Source organism: Reticulibacter mediterranei, assembly GCF_016587455.1.
Genome location: NZ_BNJK01000001.1, coordinates 2,615,564 through 2,632,835, shown reverse-complemented (window position 1 = coordinate 2,632,835; position 17,272 = coordinate 2,615,564). Strand labels below are relative to the sequence as shown.

General features: G+C 53.1%; 14 protein-coding genes, 1 riboswitch and 1 other annotated feature. Of the genes, 9 read left to right on the top strand and 5 right to left on the bottom strand.

Annotation, left to right across the window (positions count from 1 at the left end; all coding sequences use genetic code 11):
• Positions 1-54: 54 nt before the first annotated feature.
• Positions 55-1,506 (top strand): sensor histidine kinase, encoded by a 1,452-nt coding sequence (locus tag K3T83_RS11220; RefSeq protein ID WP_220203059.1) that lies wholly within the window; start codon positions 55-57, stop codon positions 1,504-1,506.
• A 253-nt stretch (positions 1,507-1,759) separates the two neighbouring features.
• Entirely contained in the window at positions 1,760-2,035 is a 276-nt protein-coding gene (locus K3T83_RS11215) for a PLDc N-terminal domain-containing protein (RefSeq protein ID WP_220203058.1), read from the top strand.
• A gap of 62 nt (positions 2,036-2,097) precedes the next feature.
• On the opposite strand, the gene K3T83_RS11210 is transcribed toward K3T83_RS11215, so the two are convergent.
• Genes K3T83_RS11210 through K3T83_RS11200 form a run of 3 tightly spaced genes read right to left on the bottom strand, consistent with a single transcriptional unit; the run spans position 2,098 to position 5,334 of the window.
• The gene (locus K3T83_RS11210; RefSeq protein WP_220203057.1) at positions 2,098-2,991 is read right to left on the bottom strand and encodes a carbohydrate ABC transporter permease; all 894 of its coding nucleotides are present in this window, start codon (positions 2,989-2,991) and stop codon (positions 2,098-2,100) included.
• 13 nt (positions 2,992-3,004) lie between these two features.
• Positions 3,005-3,946: a carbohydrate ABC transporter permease gene (locus K3T83_RS11205; RefSeq protein ID WP_220203056.1), complete on the bottom strand. Its 942-nt coding sequence runs from the start codon at positions 3,944-3,946 to the stop codon at positions 3,005-3,007.
• Positions 3,947-3,960: 14 nt separating this feature from the next.
• Complete coding sequence (locus tag K3T83_RS11200; RefSeq protein WP_220203055.1) at positions 3,961-5,334, bottom strand: ABC transporter substrate-binding protein; 1,374 nt, start codon at positions 5,332-5,334, stop codon at positions 3,961-3,963.
• 240 nt (positions 5,335-5,574) lie between these two features.
• On the opposite strand from K3T83_RS11200, the gene K3T83_RS11195 reads away from it, so the two are divergent.
• The 3 genes from K3T83_RS11195 to K3T83_RS11185 are packed head-to-tail and all read left to right on the top strand — an operon-like array spanning position 5,575 to position 9,395.
• Positions 5,575-6,933, top strand: a complete 1,359-nt coding sequence (locus K3T83_RS11195; protein WP_220203054.1) for a cytochrome ubiquinol oxidase subunit I — start codon at positions 5,575-5,577, stop codon at positions 6,931-6,933.
• On the top strand, positions 6,934-7,965 hold the full coding sequence (locus K3T83_RS11190; protein ID WP_220203053.1) for a cytochrome d ubiquinol oxidase subunit II: 1,032 nt from the start codon (positions 6,934-6,936) through the stop codon (positions 7,963-7,965).
• A 47-nt stretch (positions 7,966-8,012) separates the two neighbouring features.
• Positions 8,013-9,395, top strand: a complete 1,383-nt coding sequence (locus K3T83_RS11185; RefSeq protein ID WP_220203052.1) for a WD40 domain-containing protein — start codon at positions 8,013-8,015, stop codon at positions 9,393-9,395.
• A gap of 78 nt (positions 9,396-9,473) precedes the next feature.
• On the opposite strand, the gene K3T83_RS11180 is transcribed toward K3T83_RS11185, so the two are convergent.
• A complete protein-coding gene (locus K3T83_RS11180; protein ID WP_220203051.1) occupies positions 9,474-9,983 on the bottom strand; it encodes a hypothetical protein in 510 nt (169 codons plus the stop codon).
• A 275-nt stretch (positions 9,984-10,258) separates the two neighbouring features.
• On the opposite strand from K3T83_RS11180, the gene K3T83_RS11175 reads away from it, so the two are divergent.
• Positions 10,259-11,440, top strand: coding sequence for a thiolase family protein (locus tag K3T83_RS11175; protein WP_220203050.1), 1,182 nt, complete (start codon positions 10,259-10,261; stop codon positions 11,438-11,440).
• A gap of 156 nt (positions 11,441-11,596) precedes the next feature.
• Here K3T83_RS11175 and K3T83_RS11170 read toward each other — a convergent pair whose 3' ends face one another.
• On the bottom strand, positions 11,597-11,809 hold the full coding sequence (locus K3T83_RS11170) for a helix-turn-helix domain-containing protein (protein WP_220203049.1): 213 nt from the start codon (positions 11,807-11,809) through the stop codon (positions 11,597-11,599).
• A 380-nt stretch (positions 11,810-12,189) separates the two neighbouring features.
• A riboswitch (SAM riboswitch) is annotated at positions 12,190-12,304 on the top strand.
• A gap of 131 nt (positions 12,305-12,435) precedes the next feature.
• Positions 12,436-12,703 (top strand) — a binding site (T-box leader).
• 155 nt (positions 12,704-12,858) lie between these two features.
• On the opposite strand from K3T83_RS11170, the gene metX reads away from it, so the two are divergent.
• The 3 genes from metX to K3T83_RS11155 all read left to right on the top strand — a co-directional run bounded on the left by metX (position 12,859) and on the right by K3T83_RS11155 (position 17,185).
• Complete coding sequence (metX, locus tag K3T83_RS11165) at positions 12,859-14,028, top strand: homoserine O-acetyltransferase MetX (protein WP_236064873.1); 1,170 nt, start codon at positions 12,859-12,861, stop codon at positions 14,026-14,028.
• Between the two features lie 89 nt (positions 14,029-14,117).
• Positions 14,118-15,434: a homocysteine synthase gene (locus K3T83_RS11160; protein ID WP_220203048.1), complete on the top strand. Its 1,317-nt coding sequence runs from the start codon at positions 14,118-14,120 to the stop codon at positions 15,432-15,434.
• A gap of 251 nt (positions 15,435-15,685) precedes the next feature.
• Entirely contained in the window at positions 15,686-17,185 is a 1,500-nt protein-coding gene (locus K3T83_RS11155; protein WP_236064872.1) for an aspartate kinase, read from the top strand.
• The last annotated feature ends 87 nt before the right edge of the window (positions 17,186-17,272 follow it).

The following is a 17,272-nucleotide window of genomic DNA, read 5'->3' as shown; positions in this document are numbered from 1 at the left end:
TAGTGTGACGCTTGTATATATAGAGAGTATCTGGCAGCAGGATGGTGAAATATTATGAAGAGAGATGGCGACCGGCAATTGGAGATCATGCGCAAGAGAAAAGGAGCTGGCGGCCTCGTCAAGCATGCTATCTCAGTTATTTTAGCTGAAGTTGCAGAGAATAAGTCCCCGGCCGAACAATATGATACAGCGAAGGGAGAGGTGGAGCGTGTCCATGAAATATTGGAAACGATGCTGGCTATGACCGAGGCGTTTTGTTCTTTACAGCAAGAAATTAAAGCGTTTGTGCCCGAAGATGAAGTGTTTCAGGGGAGGTGTGCATCAGATGGAGAACAGGAAGATGTCGCCCGGCTCTCTCATTATCTTATCCATTGTCAGTACTTCAGCGTGGTGCGCCTGGAACGTGAGACGGCGACCATGCATCCATTACTGGTGATAGGGCCATCGGCGGAGGATAAAGAGCAGTGGCATCAACGGCTGGAAGGTGAAAGCTTGCTGGCTCTTCTGGGCGATGATGTGGCACTGTTGGAGCATCTTTCGGCTGGCAATATGCTTTCGCTCGATGTGCCTGCGCCCCAGGAAGACACACGCTATGATCGCTGCCTGATAGTGCCTGTGCGCGCGGAGCAGCGGCTAGAGGGATTGCTGCTGCTATTACCCTCTTTTCGAGAAGAGGCAGAGGGAGAAGAACTGCATCCCTATTTGCTCCAGGTCGTTACCAGGATGGCCTCGTTGATGATTGCTTTTCAGCAGGCGATTCATGAACGCGATCAGGTGTTGGTGATGCTCAATGATGTGTACGCTGAACTGGAACGGCTCAATACCATCAAGAGCGATTTTGTGGCGATGATGAATAACGAATTTCGTTCAACTGTTCTCTCTATTCAGGAAGCGAGCAAGGCTATTAGCGATCAAGACGTGGGCCTTACCGATGCCAGAGAGTTTGCCCTTGATATTTATACAGATGCGCAGCGTTTGCTGCATTTGATTGCGGACCAGCTTGAATTTAGCTGGCTGGCGACTGGACGCAAGCGGCTACAACAGAACTGGTTGGACCTGAACGCGATCATTGTCGATGTGGTCAATCGTCTCCGTTTGACGACGCGTCACCTGATTCGCCTGCAACTGGCCCGCGCTCTGCCAGTGTTGATGGGAGACCAGAAGAAATTAGCCGGCGTCATCGCGCATTTACTCAAGGATGCCATGCAATACTCTCCTGACGGCGGTGAGATCTATGTAAGCAGCGTTGTTGAGGGCCATTTTGTCCATATTTGTATACGCGATCAGGGGGCTGGCGTTTCTTCAGACGAGTTGGAGCAGTTGTTTGCGGATCATCCACGCTCGGATGGAGAGGCCGTGATGCAACCGTTGCAGAGCTTACTAACAATGCGTGAAATTGTGCAGATGCATGGTGGTATGATCTGGGCCGAAAGCAGCCCAGGCATGGGATCAGCCTTCCACTTTACCATTCCTTTCATAGAGCGGAACTGGCGCGAAAACAGGTGATGCGCATTTGATCCTGAACCTCTCTTTGCGTTCAAACAGAATAGAGAGGCGGGAGAGCGAGACATTTCTCAGCTACCAGCCGCTCAGAGTACACAGAGCATATGCAACAAAAATGTTCTCTCGTACGTATTATAGAGGACAATAGATGAAGTTCTAAGATGCTGCAAGAAGCTTTTGTAGTGCTTGCTAATAATGATAAATTCTTTGATCGATTAATAGTCATAAAGATGACTTTGCTATAAGGAGAGCTGAAATGACAGGTAATAGAGGATGTTTCTTTAATACAATATTGTTTCTTGTTGTCGTCTTCTTCCCGCTTTTAGGACATATTATCGCAACGCTTATGGTGCTTGACGACGATCATTCGGCCGCAGGTAAGCTTCTCTGGCTGTTGATCATCTGGTTGATGCCGCCCTTTGTCATTCTTGGGCCGCTGCTGTACCTGCTCTTTGGGCAGCGCCCGCGCCGCTGGGGACGCGTCATGTTTGGTCAGTCCTCAACCACTTATCCGTATCAGCAGCAAATGTAGTATTAAATAGAACAGAGAGAATAAAAGGGCATCCCTGCAACGGGGATGCCTCTTTTGTTTGCTTAGCCCTTGACTGCCGAGCTGGTTGCGCCCTCGATAAAGTAGCGCTGGAAGATGAAGAACAGGACTAGCATGGGAATAGTGTTGAACATTGAGCCTGTGATGAGCAGATTGTATTCGGTATAGTGCGCGTTCTGGAAGTAGAACATGCCCAGCGGCAAGGTGTACATATTGCTGGTATCCAGCACGAGCAGGGGCCAGAGAAAATCGTTCCACGCTGCCTGGAAGCTCAGGATCGCCACAGCCGTAAGAGCTGGCTTGACCAGGGGCAGGATTACCTGGCTAAAAATGGTCCAGCGCGAGGCTCCATCGATCATCGCCGCCTCTTCCAGTTCTTTTGGCAAGCCCTTCATGAATTGCACCATCAGGAAGACCGAGAAGGGCTGGGCCATGACCGGCAGGAACAGCGCGAAGAAGGTGTTGATCAGATGCAGATCGTTCATTACCAGGAAGCGAGGAATGACGGTGACGGGAACGGGGATCATCATCACAGCCAGGGTCGCCACGAAGATGACCTCGCGGCCCCGGAAGTGCAGCCGTGAGAGCGCATAGCCAGCCATTGCAGAGAACAGCACGTTGAGGACAGCTGCCCCCGCGCCATAGATGAACGAATTGAGTAGCCAGCGTAAGAAGTCCGATTCTTTCAACAATGCCTGATAGTTGGCCCATGTCCAGGGCTGCGGGAAGAGCGTCGGCGGGAAGTCCAGGATGTGCGCGAACGTTTTAAACGACGAGAGGAAAGAGAAGATGAACGGCCCCAGCGAACTGATTGTAAAGAGGGCCAGCATGATATAGATGAAGATGTTGAACCAGCGGAAAGAGCGCCGAGGCTGGCCCCGATCTGGAATTTCAACGCGCCGTATATTGGCCTGCGTTGGTGCCTGTACCTGTGCCATGCGAGACCTCCTTTTAGTAATTCACATCGATCACGCGACGTTGGGCAATGGTGACGAAAAAGATCAGGATGAAGAGCAGCACCGACATGGCAGCTGCCAAGCCGAAGTGATTATCGCGGAAGGCGGCGTTATAGATCTCCAAGAGTGGCGTGAGTGTGCTTCTGAGTGGACCACCATTGGTCATAAATTTGGCCTGGTCAAACATCTGGAAGGCACCAATCGTGCCCAACGCTACCACTAGAAAGATCGATGGACGCAGCAACGGGATCGTGATGTTGGTGAAGAGATGCCAGCGGTTCGCGCCATCGACCTCGGCTGCCTCGTAGAGATCTTTGGGGAGATCTTGAATGGCAGCCAGGAAGTAGAGCATGAAGGTGGCGGCTGTTGTCCAGATGTTGAGCAGCATCAGGGCGGGTAGCGCAAAATTGGGATCTTCCAGCCAGTGAGGGCCAGGGATACCGACCAGGGAGAGCAGATAGTTAATCACGCCCTGAGGATTATAGAACCAGAGAAAGATGAGCGCGACGGCGACAGAAGAGGTCACAGCGGGCAGATAGAGGATGGTGCGGAAGATGCCTCGCGCCTTGAGGTTAATCGCCTGAAGCAATAGCGCCATCAACAGAGCGATAATCGTCTCGCCGATCACGACCGCGACAGTAAATTTAAGGATATTGACGATGGAGATCCAGAAGTCGCTCTCGCTGGCATATGACAACTGATTGAAAATGGCCTGATAGTTGCGGAGGCCGATGAATTGTGGAGCGGTGAAGCCGATATCGATTTTGAAGAAGCTCAGACCAACGCCATAGAACGCCACAAAGACCGTGAACACTCCAAGCACAATCAGATATGGTGCCAGGAAGAGGTATGCAGCCAGCGTTTCGCCGCGCTGAGCACTCACTGGACGCGGACGGTGTGATGTACTCCTCGTTTGTTTGATGGCTGACGATGCCATAGCGGCCCTCCTTATTAAGTGAGCAGTTCGTTATTGATCTGTTGGGCGGCGATGTCCAGTGCACTTTTCGCATCAGCTCTGCCGAGCAACACCTTTTCAACAGCTTGATCGAGCTTATCGTGGATCACGCCGGTATGTGGGCCGAAGTTGTCGGCATAACCATACGTTGCGGCCTCGAAGAGCGTTTTGAAGCCTGGCTGCTTTTGAAAGTAGGGATCATCTGCCAGACTCTTGAGCGATGGCAGTGCGAAGCCTGCGTGCAACTGACTGCCCTGCACGTCTTTGCCCGTCATGTACTTGATCAGCTCCCAGGCAGCTTCGGGATATCTGGTCTGGGAATAGGCGGACCAGGAGTTGGTGAAGATCAGATCGGCACGCTTGCCATTGGGGGCGATGGGCACAGGCGCAATGCCGTATTGCACGCTTGAGAACTGGCCCGACATGTAGGGAATCAGCCAGGGGCCTTCTAGCGCCATCGCTGCACGCTGCTTGCCGAAGGCATCGCCAGCCCAGGGAGCAGCAACATCAGCAGGGCGTACCGCCGAGTGGTCTTCTCGTTGAAATGCTGAGTAGAAATTGAGTGACTCAACGCCTGCCTGGCTGTTGATGATGGCCTGGGTTCCATCTGAGTTCAATACGGAACCACCAGATGCAAAGAGGAAAGCCAGCCAGCGCTGCGATTGAGCATCAAGGGTAATGCCATAGACGGAGGTGGCGGCGTTGCCCGGTTTGGTCAGCTTTTTGGCAACGGAGCGCATGTCGTTCCAGGTCCAGTTGTCGGAGGGGAAGGGAACGCCAGCTGCCTGGAACATCTGCTTGTTGTAAAAGACGCCCAGTGTGCCCCAGTCTTTGGGCAGGCCATAGACGAGGCCGTTTTTGCAGCTGAAAGGCGTGATGAGTGATGGGTAATAGTCGTCGGCCTTCACACCATCTCTGACCATATAGGGCGACAGGTCGAGCAGTTTACCAGCAGTGATATATTCTGGGGCCATGTCGGTTGAAAGATAAAAGACATCAGGTACGTTGCCACTGGCGACATTAGCGCGCATTTTTGTGGGATAATCGCCGGTGATGGGCGACCATTTCAGGGTAATGTTGGGGTGCGCCTGATGGAACTTATTCAGATTGGCCTGAACCAGCGCATCTTCAGCTGGCGATGAGGTCCAGCCGGAAACGGTCAGCGTGACATTACTGTTTCCCGGTGGCTCAGCGCTGATATTGGTTGTATCAGGGCAATCGATGAGGCTGTTTCCTCCGGTTAATCCCGATCGCGCAATATTCGCGGTGCTACTGCTCCCTCCAGGACTGGCCTCGCTGCCACTACAGGCTGAGAGCAATACGAGGAAGAGGATCAGCAGCGCAGCACTCAAACGTTTCACGCTTTTCATAAACGCTCCCTTTTCTGGTACAAGATAAGTTTAGCTGCACGCATTGCTTGAGCTTCTAATTGAACAAAAAACTGTATAACCGCATATTGTTATTACTTGTAAAAGCGCGAAAAGGTCTCAGAGCATTGCCGCATTGTTCTTCATCGGACTTTCTCGTAACGTTTTACAGACGGCCCCGCCCTATACTTCCCTTTGAAAATATCAAATAGTGTTTGCTTGCTCTGGGAAGGATCTGTTTGCATGTCTGACCTCTTAGCAGCACGTGCCCAGATGGGCCTGTCGCTTGCTTTTCATATCATCTTTTCCGCGATCAGTATTGGCCTGCCGCTCTTTATGTGCCTAGCGGAAGCGCTGGCGTTGCGCACGAAAGACGAAACGTGGTTGAGGCTGGCTCGCAATATGGCGCGTCCGGTGACGATCCTGGTTGCTATCGGGGCTGTCTCTGGCACGGTGGTCTCGTTTGAGATGGGGCTGTTGTGGCCGACCTACATGAAATATACCGGTGCTATTATTGGCCTGCCCTTTACGCTGGAGGGGCTTGCGTTCTTCGTTGAGGCGATTTTTCTTGGCCTCTATCTCTATGGGTGGCGGCGTCTCTCGCCTCGCGTCCACTGGCTTTGCTCGATCCCGATCTGTCTTGGCGGCGTGCTTTCGTCCTGGTTTATCGTCAGCGTCAACTCCTGGATGAACACGCCAGCTGGTTTTGTGATTAAGAACGGGCGAGTGACGGATATCAATCCCTTGCAGGCCATCTTCAATCCCAGCACGCCTTACGAGACGTTGCATACCATTCTGGCTGTCTATGTCGCATCGAGCCTGGGCATTGCGGCGATCTTTGCTCTGGGAATGCTGCGTGGGAAGCGTGATAGGTATCATCGCTATGGTCTGACGCTGGCGATGGCGATGGCGGTTGTGGTGACACCGTTACAGTTGTTTGCGGGCGATCTCAGCGCAAAGTTTCTGGTCCACGCGCAACCAACCAAGTTTGCGGCTATCGAAGGCGTCTTTCAGACAGAGACAGGTGGCCCGATGCGGCTCGGCGGCTGGGCTGATCCGGCAACGGGCAAGGTCTATTATGCGATTGAGGTTCCCTATGCACTGGGCATTCTGGCGAAGGGTGATCCCAATGCGACTATTCAAGGGTTGGAGAGTTTTGCGCCCCAGGATCGGCCCGAAGCGGTTCCCTTCATCCATCTGGCCTTTGATGGTATGGTTGGTGGCGGTATGTTTGCGCTGATGATCTGCGTGGCGTTCTGGGGACTGTTCTTCTTACGCAAGCGGCGCATCTGCGAACATCGTCTGTTGCTGTTGGGCGTTGTGCTGGCTGGACCGCTGGCGTTTATGGCGCTAGAACTGGGTTGGATGGTGACGGAGCTTGGCAGGCAACCCTGGGCCATCTATGGCGTGTTGCGCACACGCGATGCCGTCACAACCATTCCGACGCCGCTCTCGCTTACCCTGATCATCTTCTCGCTGATCTATCTCTTGCTGGCGAGCGTCTCGGTTTACCTGTTGCTGCATAATGGGCGGGTGCAACGTCCAGATATGACGGTTCGGCCTCCATCGTCTCAGCGGCAGAGAGAAAAGGCGGGTGTGTAGATGCAGGTAGCTGTTATTGCGCTCTGTGTACTCTGGGCTGGCATGATGATGTATGCGCTCACTGGAGGTGCTGACTTTGGCTCTGGCATCTGGGATTTTCTCGCGATTGTCAGCCGCAAAGCTGAGAAGCAACAGGCATTTATTACGCACTCTCTCAGCCCGATCTGGGAAGCCAATCACGTCTGGCTGATTTTCCTGATTATTGGCCTGTTCAGCACCTTTCCAGGCGCTTTTTTCATCCTCTCCATCGCCCTGTTTACGCCGTTGCTGCTGGTGTTATTGGGGATTGTGATACGTGGCTCGATGTTTGTCTTCCGCTCTTACAGCGTGAATGCATCTGGCTGGTTAACCAGGGTGTGGAGTTGGCTCTTTGGCCTTTCTAGTATGATGACACCCTTCTTTTTCGGCCTTGCTGCGGCTCTGGTAGCGGGTGGCAATATTCGAGCCGATGGCAGATATGCGATGGTGACGTTGAGCGGCGACTGGGCATCGCCTTTTGTACTAACCATCGGTGTGGCAGGCGTGGTATTGTGTGCGACCATTGCCGCCGTCTATCTGATGGTTGAGGCCAGTAATCGGTTTGATGGCGGGCTGATCAATTCATATCGCAAACGGGCGCTGATAGCTGGTGGCCTCTTGTTTGTATGTTTGGTGACGGGGTTGGTTCTGGCCTCCTCTGAAGCGACGTTTCTATGGCAAGGGATGGTACAACGAACGCTGCCGTTGACGCTGGGGACGCTATGCGCCGGAGTGCTGCTGTTGGTTGCCCTATGGATGCGCCAGTATCGCCTGTCCCGTCTTTTCGTGATCTTGCAAACGCTCTGCCTCTTTGTGAACTGGGGATTGGCGCAGGTTCCATATATCGTCCCGCCTCATCTGACCATTGCCAATACCGCCAACGATCCGGGAGTAATTCGCCTGTTGTTGATGAGTATGGGAATCTTGCTGGCAATCGTGTTGCCGTCGTTGTATTGCCTCTATGCTGTTTTTAAGAGACACGCTCGTATGAAGAGCGGCAAATTATATTCGTAAAAGCTATGAGTAATGAAAAATATACAAATATTGATCGGAAATCTGTGATGATAGAGCGAGCAAACCAGCGCTGTGTGCAATGTGGAGCCTCTTTCCCTGTCTATGGAACATTTTGTCCGACTTGTGGACAGGCAGTGTACAGGCCTATCAAGCCGCTCACCTTGTCAAAATCGACCGTTTTGAAGCCAGTGCGTTTGCGCGCCGTATCTTCTCCGGGCATTGCAGAAATGCAGCCCACGCAAACGCCATTACAGCCCGTTCTCCCTCCTGCCCCTCAATCTGCAAGCACATCGTTGCGGACCAGGATGATGGAAATAACTACGTTGCGCCTGCCTGCTATGCGTGTGCCTGGTTCTCAGGAGCGTTCTGTTGCATCGAGTATATCGGGTCTGCTTTCCGGTCCGCTGGCCTCGCAACCCTTGTTGACGCCTGAAAAGTGGACGCGAGGCTCATCTGTGTTAAGCGTGCTTGCTCTGATGATTGCGCTGATCTTATGCGGCACTGCTATCTCTACGTTTATTCGTGGAGGTTCACTGAATACTGGGGAGGCGTCCCGGCAAGGCCCGGCATATAAGGGGCATACGCAGAGCGTCTATCAGGCTTGCTGGTCGCCGGATGGGAAATATATTGCTTCGGCTGGCGGGTTAGGTGATGGAACTGTGCAGGTGTGGGAGGCTGCGACGGAACGTATGGTGATTACCTATCATGAGCATGCAACGGCTGCTCTGGCGCTTGCATGGTCGCCGGACGGGAAATATATCGCTTCAGCCGGCTATGGCGATATGGTCAGAGTGTGGGAGGCTCTAAGCGGTCGAACTGTGTTTATCTATGAGGGACACCACAATGCCAGTGTGCTTGCTGTGGCGTGGTCGCCCGATGGCAACCGGATTGCGACGGGTGGAGTAGACAACACGGTACAGGTGTGGGATGCTTTGACTGGCAATCATGTTGTGACGTATCGCGAGTTCCAGGACGACGTGACCGCTCTCGACTGGTCGTCGGATGGCCGCATCGCAGTTGGCAGCGTTGATGGGGCGGTGCAAGTGTGGGAGGCAAGCGCAGCAAAACATCTGTTGACCTATACAGGCCATAGTGGAGCTGTCTATGCGCTTGCATGGTCACCCGATAACAGGTTGATTGCCTCTGGAGGGGAAGATAAGATGGTGCAGGTATGGGATGTGGCAACGAAGAAGGTGTTTTCTGTCTATAAAGGGCATACTGCTAAAGTCAATGCGCTCGCATGGTCCACGAATGAGATGCAGATTGTTTCTGGGGGAGAGGATAAGACGGTGCAGGTATGGGATGCGTTAACCGGAAAGCACATAGCAACCTATCGCGGTCATGCTGGGAGCGTTAATGCGGTGGCGTGGTCGCCCGATGGTAAGAAGATTGTTTCGGGCAGTGCCGATAAAACGGTGTTGATCTGGTGATCTTTTGACAAAACATATGCCAGTCGAACGATCGCCGTTGACCGTTCGACTGGCATATGTAAGAGAGGGATGGTTGTCTTACTGCTGTTCTGGATATTGCGTCTGGGGCCGGGCCTGTTGAGACGGCTGGTAGTAGGGAGTCTCGGCAGGCTGCTGTGGCTGGGAAGGCTGATAGTAGGGAGTCTCAGACTGATAACCTGTATTGTATGACTGTTGTTGGGCCTGTTGAGACGGCTGATAATAGGATGGCTCAGCAGGTTGCTGCGATGGCTGAGACGGTTGATAGTAAGGCGTTTGTGGCTGGGACGGCTGATAATAAGTCTGCTGCTGGTTGGTGAAGCGCTGCTGCCACTGCATACCGCTCCCCTTGATCGAACTCCAGGCTGCATCGGCGCTGCCCAATGTAATCAGGCGATAGACGAACAGACCAGCAAGGGCCAGCAGCAATATCAGTATGACCGGGAAGAGCAGGTGAAACAGCCCTCCGAGCAAACCAATGCCGATAGGGAAGATCAGCGGGAATGCGATAGGAATAATATGCGGGAATAGTTTTATTTTGCTCCAGAATGATGGAGTGTTGTTTAACATGGGAAAGTGCTCCTTTGTCTCTTAAAGACAACACACATAGGCTCAATTTTTTTGATTTAGTAATGTTAACGAATCAAGAGGGTTGCTCTCAAATGTATGCGTTCTGTAATTGGTACGAACGATGTGAACCGGGGTTGCATAGAAATAGTGGCGAGCAATATCACTGATCATAGGGTATTTTGTTGGTAGACAGAACGTGCGCGATGTGGCTTACTATAGCTAAGAGAAGGGCTTGTAGTAATGATGCACAGGCGTTGCTTTCCAGGAGGAACAACATGGCGACAACGAGGCCACAACGAGAAGCAGTTATTGTAGAAGCGATTCGCACCCCTATTGGACGCCGCAACGGGAAGCTGAAAGATTGGCATCCCGTCGATTTAATGGCCGAAGTTTTGACAGGCTTGATTGAACGCACAAAATTGGACCCGAGACTTGTGGACGACGTGATTGTAGGTTGTGTCAGCCAGGTTGGTGAGCAGGGGTTGAATGTGGCACGCAACGCAGTGCTGGCCGCCTGTTATCCTGAATCCGTTCCCGGCACCACTGTCGATCGACAATGTGGATCGAGCCAGCAGGCGATTCACTTTGCGGCTCAGGGTGTCATCAGCGGTGCATACGATATCGCGATTGCAGGTGGCGTCGAGTCGATGACCCGCGTTCCGATGGGATCGAACTCGCAGGGGCCAGGCAAGCCGTTTGGACCTCGAATGGAGGCTCGTTACGATCATGGTCTGGTGCATCAGGGCATCAGTGCTGATTTGATCGCGCAGAAGTGGGAGTTTTCGCGAACAGACCTGGATGCTTTTAGCCTGGAGAGCCATCGCCGGGCCGCACAAGCTACCGCAGAGGGACGTTTCAAAACGCAGATACACCCGGTCCAGATACAGAACGAGGACGGCAGTACAGCACTCTTCGAGGTAGATGAGGGCATTCGCTCTGATACTAACATGGAGAAGCTAGCCTCCCTAAAACCAGCATTCAAGCCAGATGGCCTGATTACTGCTGGCAACTCTTCGCAGATCAGTGATGGAGCCTCTGCTGTGTTAATTATGGAGCGCGAGACCGCCGAGAGGCTGGGTTTGAAGCCGCGTGCTCGCTTTATCTCCTTTGCCGTTTCCGGATCAGACCCCATTTTTATGCTCACCGGCCCGATTCCCGCCACTCAGAAAGTACTCAGCAAAGCCGGGTTGACTCTTGACCAGATGGATCGTGTCGAGATCAACGAGGCGTTTGCTAGCGTGGTGCTGGCCTGGCAGCGTGAGACCAGCGCGGATCTGAGCAAAGTCAACGTCAATGGCGGCGCGATTGCCGTTGGTCATCCGCTGGGTGCATCAGGTGCTCGCCTGACGACAGTGCTTCTTCACGAACTGGAGCGTATAGGTGGGCGCTATGGCCTGCAAACGATATGCGAAGGCGGCGGCATGGCAAATGCGCTGATCATGGAGCGGTTGGATTAACACGGGTTGCAGTCGCACAATTGATCGCGATTTTCTCGAATGCACTGTAATATCGAGAAAATCGCGATCAATTGTGCGACTGCAACCTACGATTCTCTGTATCACACATGATAGAAGCATTGTGTAGGTGTCGAGCTTCCAAAGGGAGTGGGATATTTATAGCGAATCGTCCAGTTCCACGTCTGCCAGATCGTCAACGCTCACTCCAAGTGCTTTGGCCAGCTTGAGTAATGTGCTGTAGGCGACATCGCGGTGAGGATCATGAAAAATAGCCTGTACTGTCTTGTAGTTTACATCTGCGATGCGCGATAAACGCGTCATACTGATATGCTTCTGCTCAGCAATTTCCCTGACCTTTAAACGTATCATACACCCTCCTGAAATGAATGAATGCAATGCAAATAGCCTGGCTCTTGCACGTATCAATGCAAGCTACCCCCAGGGAACTAGAAATATGGTAGCGCTAGCTGGTTCCAGGTATAGGTAGCATACAAGCTAAGAGGTAGTAGCGTCAAGATTGCTGCATCTCAATATGTTCCGGCAATTTGGTCCCAGCGTGGTGAAAGGGTGGCGTAGAGGAGGAGACAGCGAAAAAGACGGTCCCTCTGAGGCAGGTGTGGATGATTTGCACATACAAAAGAGGGATGGCAAGGCTTGACATTGTTTCTTCTCGTTAGGTATACTTAGTGAAAACACGACACTGAATTCTGAACAAGAACAATTAAATACCTTGCAGTAGCAATTAACTGCTCTCATCCAGAGAGGTGGAGGGAAACGGCCCTGTGAAGCCCGGCAACCCGCGTGCAATGTAGCATGAAGGGTGCCAATTCCGGCGGATTAGACATGATATCCGCAAGATGAGGGGAATGAGCGAAGACGCGAAGCCCCTGAGATCAGGGGTTTTTTTATTGGTCTTGAATACCAACTTCTGATGCAGAGGGCACGCAAACAGACAGGAGCGCGATTGATAAGCTCCTGAGGCTTAACAAGAGAAGAGAAGAACGTTGAAGAGGACGAGTAAATGCAATGGGTGGCTACAGCGAGTTGACGAAGATGAGAAGGTCAGCGCCATTCCAGCATTGAAAATGACCTCGGAGTTGCAGGTTGAAAGCCCGGAGGGTAAGTAGACTGAGCCGTCTAGCCGCGTTACAGGCTGGAGTGTTGTCATTGGCATATGGTCGGGCAGCACTTATAAGGCTGGCATTGTGAGATGCCAGCAAACCAGGGTGGTACCGCGAAGACGTTTTACCCCTCGCCCCTGTATGGGTGAGGGTTTTTTTATACCTTTTTCGACAAAATAAAATTAAGTATTGAGAAACAAGACAGGGATCTGGCCTGGATAGAGGCCAGGAGCCACAGAACAATATCGCAGGGGTGATTGGCTGTGCCTCGCCCGCCACTTTATGAAGGAGAGTGCTATGGTGGTACAACTGGAGCGACCCGTTGAGGTGTATACGACGAATCTGGTTTCCGACACTATGATGTACACCTACACGTTCGATTCACTGCCATTGCAGCGCGGCGGCCTCTTTGGTCCCGTGACGCTGGCATATGAGACGTGGGGAACTCTCAATGCTGAGGGTGATAACGCCATCCTGATTACGCACGCCCTGACAGGCAGCTCGCATGCTCATGATGTTGAGCGCCCCGATGATCCTAAGGTCGCGTGGTGGAATCCTCTGATCGGTCCCGGTCGCCCATTTGATACCTCCCGCTACTTTGTAATCTGCTCAAATATTCTCGGTGGTTGTGCAGGCAGCACTGGACCGGCTTCCATTGATCCACACACCGGACGACCCTATGCTATGGACTTTCCTGTTATTACGATCCGTGATATGGTACATGCACAACGCCGCCTGGTTGAACACCTGGGCGTCAGGAAACTGGCGATGGTGGCCGGCGGTTCGATTGGTGGGCAGCAGGCGTTGGAGTGGGCTGTAACCTATCCCGAATTAGTGGGAAAAGTCGTAGTGATGGCGGCAACGGCGGCGCTGACTGCTCAAGCTGTGGCTTTTAGCGAGGTGGAGCGGCAGACGATTATGGCCGATCCGCGCTGGCAGAATGGCAACTACGCTCCAGGAGAAGGTCCAACAACAGGTCTTGCCATCGCGCGCATGCTGGCGATGATCACCTATCAAAGTGAAGAGACGATGGAGATGCGTTTTGGGCGCAATCTGCCCGATCCCTGTCGCAGCGATGGCGTCTCCTCGCCCAGCCACTATCCTGATCTGGGGACGCGCTTCGATGTCGAGAACTATCTGTATTACCAGGGGGCGTCGCTGGTGCGTCGTTTTGACGCCAATAGTTATCTCTACATCAGCCGCGCGATGGATCTCTATGATGTCAGTGAGGGTTATCCCTCGCTGGAAGCAGCGTTGCGGCGGCTCACTAGCAAGACGCTGTTTGTTGGTATTCGCTCAGATTTCCTCTTCCCGGCGGCACATGTGCGTTGGTTGGCCGAGAGAGTGCGTGCGGTGGGTGGAGACGCACAGTATATCGAATTAGATTCACCTCATGGTCATGATGCCTTCTTGAAAGAATGGGATCAGATGACCGCTGCACTTATAGATTTTAATCGTCAACCGTAGTTTTGTTTGCTTTATCTCTCGATTCAGGGCGCGGGTTCGTTTTAAAGGGAGGCGTGCCCAGGCGTCGTATTGGAGGAGCAGGTTCTTATATGGCACTTAATAGTAATCGCAGTTATGGCTTTGAAACGTTATCGTTGCATGCAGGACAGGAGACGGCGGATAGCGCCACCAATGCTCGTGCCGTTCCCATCTATCAGACCTCTTCCTATGTGTTTGATAGCCCGGAACATGCCGCCAACCTTTTCGGACTCAAGCAGTTTGGCAATATTTACACGCGCATTATGAATCCGACCCAGGATGCATTTGAGCGACGTGTAGCAGCTCTGGAAGGTGGCGTGGGCGCTCTGGCTGTTGCTTCTGGTCAAGCAGCTGAGACGCTGGCGCTGCTGAATATTGCCGGCGCAGGCGACGAAGTTGTTGCTTCAGCCAGTCTCTACGGCGGCACCTACAACCTGTTCCACTATACGTTGCCCAAATTTGGTATCAAGGTGCATTTTGTGGATAGTCGGGAACCGGAGAACTTCCGCGCCGCTATCAATGAGCGCACGAAGGCCTTGTACGCCGAAACGCTGGGAAATCCTCGCCTGGACACCCTGGATATTCGCACGGTTGCCGATATTGCGCATGAGCATGGGCTGCCTCTGGTTGTTGACAATACGCTGGCGACCCCCTATCTGGTACAGCCATTGAAGCACGGCGCTGATATCGTCGTTCACTCGGCTACCAAATTTATCGGTGGGCATGGAACCTCTATCGGTGGCGTGATTGTCGATAGCGGCAAGTTCGATTGGGCGGCCAGCGGACGTTTCCCCGATTTGACTGAGCCTGATCCCTCGTATCATGGAGTGCGCTATGTCGAGGCGCTTGGTCCTCTCGCCTATATCATCAAGGCGCGTGTTCAGTTGTTGCGCGATCTGGGACCAGCGGTTGCTCCTCTGAACTCCTGGTTGTTCTTGCAGGGGTTGGAGACGTTGCCATTGCGCATGGAGCGGCATAGCCAGAACGCCCAGCGCATCGCCGAGTTCCTGGAACAGCACCCCTCGGTTGATTGGGTCAGCTATCCTGGTCTGGAGAACCATCCCCAGCACGAACTGGCGAAGAAATACTTTACGCATGGCTATGGTGCTATCCTGGGTTTTGGTATCAAGGGTGGCCTGGAAGCTGGCAAGCAGCTGATCCGCCATATCGAACTCTTCTCTCACCTGGCGAACGTTGGCGATGCAAAGTCGCTGATTATCCATCCAGCCAGCACGACGCATTCGCAGTTGTCAGAGGCCGAGCAGTTGGAGACCGGCGTGTCGCCTGACTTTATCCGCCTCTCAGTTGGCCTGGAGACGGTCGAGGATCTGATTGAGGATCTGGATCAGGCTTTGAGGGCTGCCACCGCCGAGGCAGGCGCTCAGTAGGAACGACGGCTTGTCCTCGCCCGGTAGAGGATTATTGTAGGGGTTATAATAAGGGCTATACTAAGGGTAATGGCTTGCCCTGGCCCTGTAGAGACTTCGGCCTCGTCAGTTAGGGAAGAAGATTGATAACGGAGGGTTCCATGTGGCGCACCCTCCTGCTCGCCATCGTAGACAGATCAATCTCCATTGATGATAGAAATACTTGTAGGCGCGTGGTTGTCGAACACGCGAACCATGCTATAGAGCATAGTATGAGCGGATGGAACATGGAACAGACGGTCAGTGTATTAAAATTTGGAGGAACATCTGTCGGCAGTGGCGAACGAATTCGTAATGTTGCTAAAATCGTTGCCAGTGCTTTGAAAGAGGAAGATAGCTTTCCCGTTGTGGTGGTCTCGGCGATGTCAGGCGTCACCGATCAGCTTTTACGCATAGCGCGCTATGTCTGTGCTGCTGAAGATGATGCCTGTGTGCAGGAATTGGTAGCTTTGAGGAAAAAGCACCTGGAGGCTGCTGAGCATATTCTTCAGGGCAGCGAAAGTACCAATCTGCCGACGCTGATTGAGGCGCTGGAGGAATGTCTGGTAGAGTTGGGCAGAGATGTGGAGGTGCTGCGTGAAGTGGCAAAGCAAGGGCAAGATGTGGCATTGCCAACGGCAGCCGTTGCATCCTGGGGCGAGCGGCTCTCTATTCGTTTAGTTGCGGCGGCTATTTGCGACCGAGGTATGCAAGCACAGGCGGTCACGCAGGAGATTATTGCGACCACACATCCCCAATCAGATCCTACTCAGCCATTTGGCGTCGTTGTGGGTGCCGATCCTCTGCCTGAGCAGACGCGTGCCAATGCGCAGAGATTGATTCACCCTCTGGTGGAACGAAACATAGTGCCGGTCGCGCCAGGCTTTATCGGACGTACTATTACTGGGTATATCACGACACTGGGACGTAACGGCTCAGATTATTCCGCAACTGTGCTGGGTGCTGCGCTCAATTGTGTTGAAGTCTCCGTTTTTACTGATGTTGATGGCGTGCTGACGGCTGATCCCCGGCTGGTGAAGAATGCGCGCCTGTTGCCCAGGCTCTCTTATGCGGAGGCGGCTCGTCTGTCCTGGTTTGGTGCTAAAGTTCTTCATCCACGTACCCTGATCCCTATTGCTCATCTGAACATTCCCGTTCGTGTACGCAACACCTTCCGTCCATATAATCGCGGCACCGTCGTCGGGCCAGTTGAGGGTACTCCAAGTGGGGCTGGTGCGATTACCACGCGGCGTAATCTGGCGTTGATTACGGTAGAGAGTACCGATCTGTTTGGTGCACCAGAGAATGCTGGACAGGTCTTTGCGCTGGCTGCTCGTGCGGGAGCCGCGCCTGTTGCCATCTGTTCGTCTTCCGGGCATCACCTCTCGTTTATGGTTGAGGAGAAGTCTGCCAGTTCAGTTGTTGCGCTGTTGCAGCATGATATGGATACATCTGCGTGGACGGTGCGCAGTCGTGGCGGTCTGGCCGCCTGCGCTTGCATTGGCTCTGGCTTTACCGCTGATCGTATGAGTCCCGCACGCGCCGTTACCGCACTGGCAAGCGAGCGCATTCCTATCGTGACTCAGGGATCGTCTGAGCTTGGCATCACGCTTATTGTAGAAGATAGCGATAGCGAGCGAGCCTTGCGTTGCCTCCATCGCGATCTGATAGCCCCTGTTATTCCGCTGGTGCGGCATGGAGCAGCACAGGAGAAGAGGCGCGAAGCTCGTTAGCAAGGTATAATGTACAGGGTAGAAATACGGGAATCCTGGCTCTGATAGGTCTGGATAGTTGGGACGATTTGAACAAATAGGGAAATA

Excerpts from the sequence above, each read along its gene's own strand:
- K3T83_RS11220 (WP_220203059.1), top strand. The coding sequence starts at position 55 with ATGAAGAGAGATGGCGACCGGCAATTGGAGATCATGCGCAAGAGAAAA.
- K3T83_RS11215 (WP_220203058.1), top strand. The coding sequence starts at position 1,760 with ATGACAGGTAATAGAGGATGTTTCTTTAATACAATATTGTTTCTTGTT.
- K3T83_RS11210 (WP_220203057.1), bottom strand. The coding sequence starts at position 2,991 with ATGGCACAGGTACAGGCACCAACGCAGGCCAATATACGGCGCGTTGAA.
- K3T83_RS11205 (WP_220203056.1), bottom strand. The coding sequence starts at position 3,946 with ATGGCATCGTCAGCCATCAAACAAACGAGGAGTACATCACACCGTCCG.
- K3T83_RS11200 (WP_220203055.1), bottom strand. The coding sequence starts at position 5,334 with ATGAAAAGCGTGAAACGTTTGAGTGCTGCGCTGCTGATCCTCTTCCTC.
- K3T83_RS11195 (WP_220203054.1), top strand. The coding sequence starts at position 5,575 with ATGTCTGACCTCTTAGCAGCACGTGCCCAGATGGGCCTGTCGCTTGCT.
- K3T83_RS11190 (WP_220203053.1), top strand. The coding sequence starts at position 6,934 with ATGCAGGTAGCTGTTATTGCGCTCTGTGTACTCTGGGCTGGCATGATG.
- K3T83_RS11185 (WP_220203052.1), top strand. The coding sequence starts at position 8,013 with ATGATAGAGCGAGCAAACCAGCGCTGTGTGCAATGTGGAGCCTCTTTC.
- K3T83_RS11180 (WP_220203051.1), bottom strand. The coding sequence starts at position 9,983 with ATGTTAAACAACACTCCATCATTCTGGAGCAAAATAAAACTATTCCCG.
- K3T83_RS11175 (WP_220203050.1), top strand. The coding sequence starts at position 10,259 with ATGGCGACAACGAGGCCACAACGAGAAGCAGTTATTGTAGAAGCGATT.
- K3T83_RS11170 (WP_220203049.1), bottom strand. The coding sequence starts at position 11,809 with ATGATACGTTTAAAGGTCAGGGAAATTGCTGAGCAGAAGCATATCAGT.
- metX (WP_236064873.1), top strand. The coding sequence starts at position 12,859 with ATGGTGGTACAACTGGAGCGACCCGTTGAGGTGTATACGACGAATCTG.
- K3T83_RS11160 (WP_220203048.1), top strand. The coding sequence starts at position 14,118 with ATGGCACTTAATAGTAATCGCAGTTATGGCTTTGAAACGTTATCGTTG.
- K3T83_RS11155 (WP_236064872.1), top strand. The coding sequence starts at position 15,686 with ATGAGCGGATGGAACATGGAACAGACGGTCAGTGTATTAAAATTTGGA.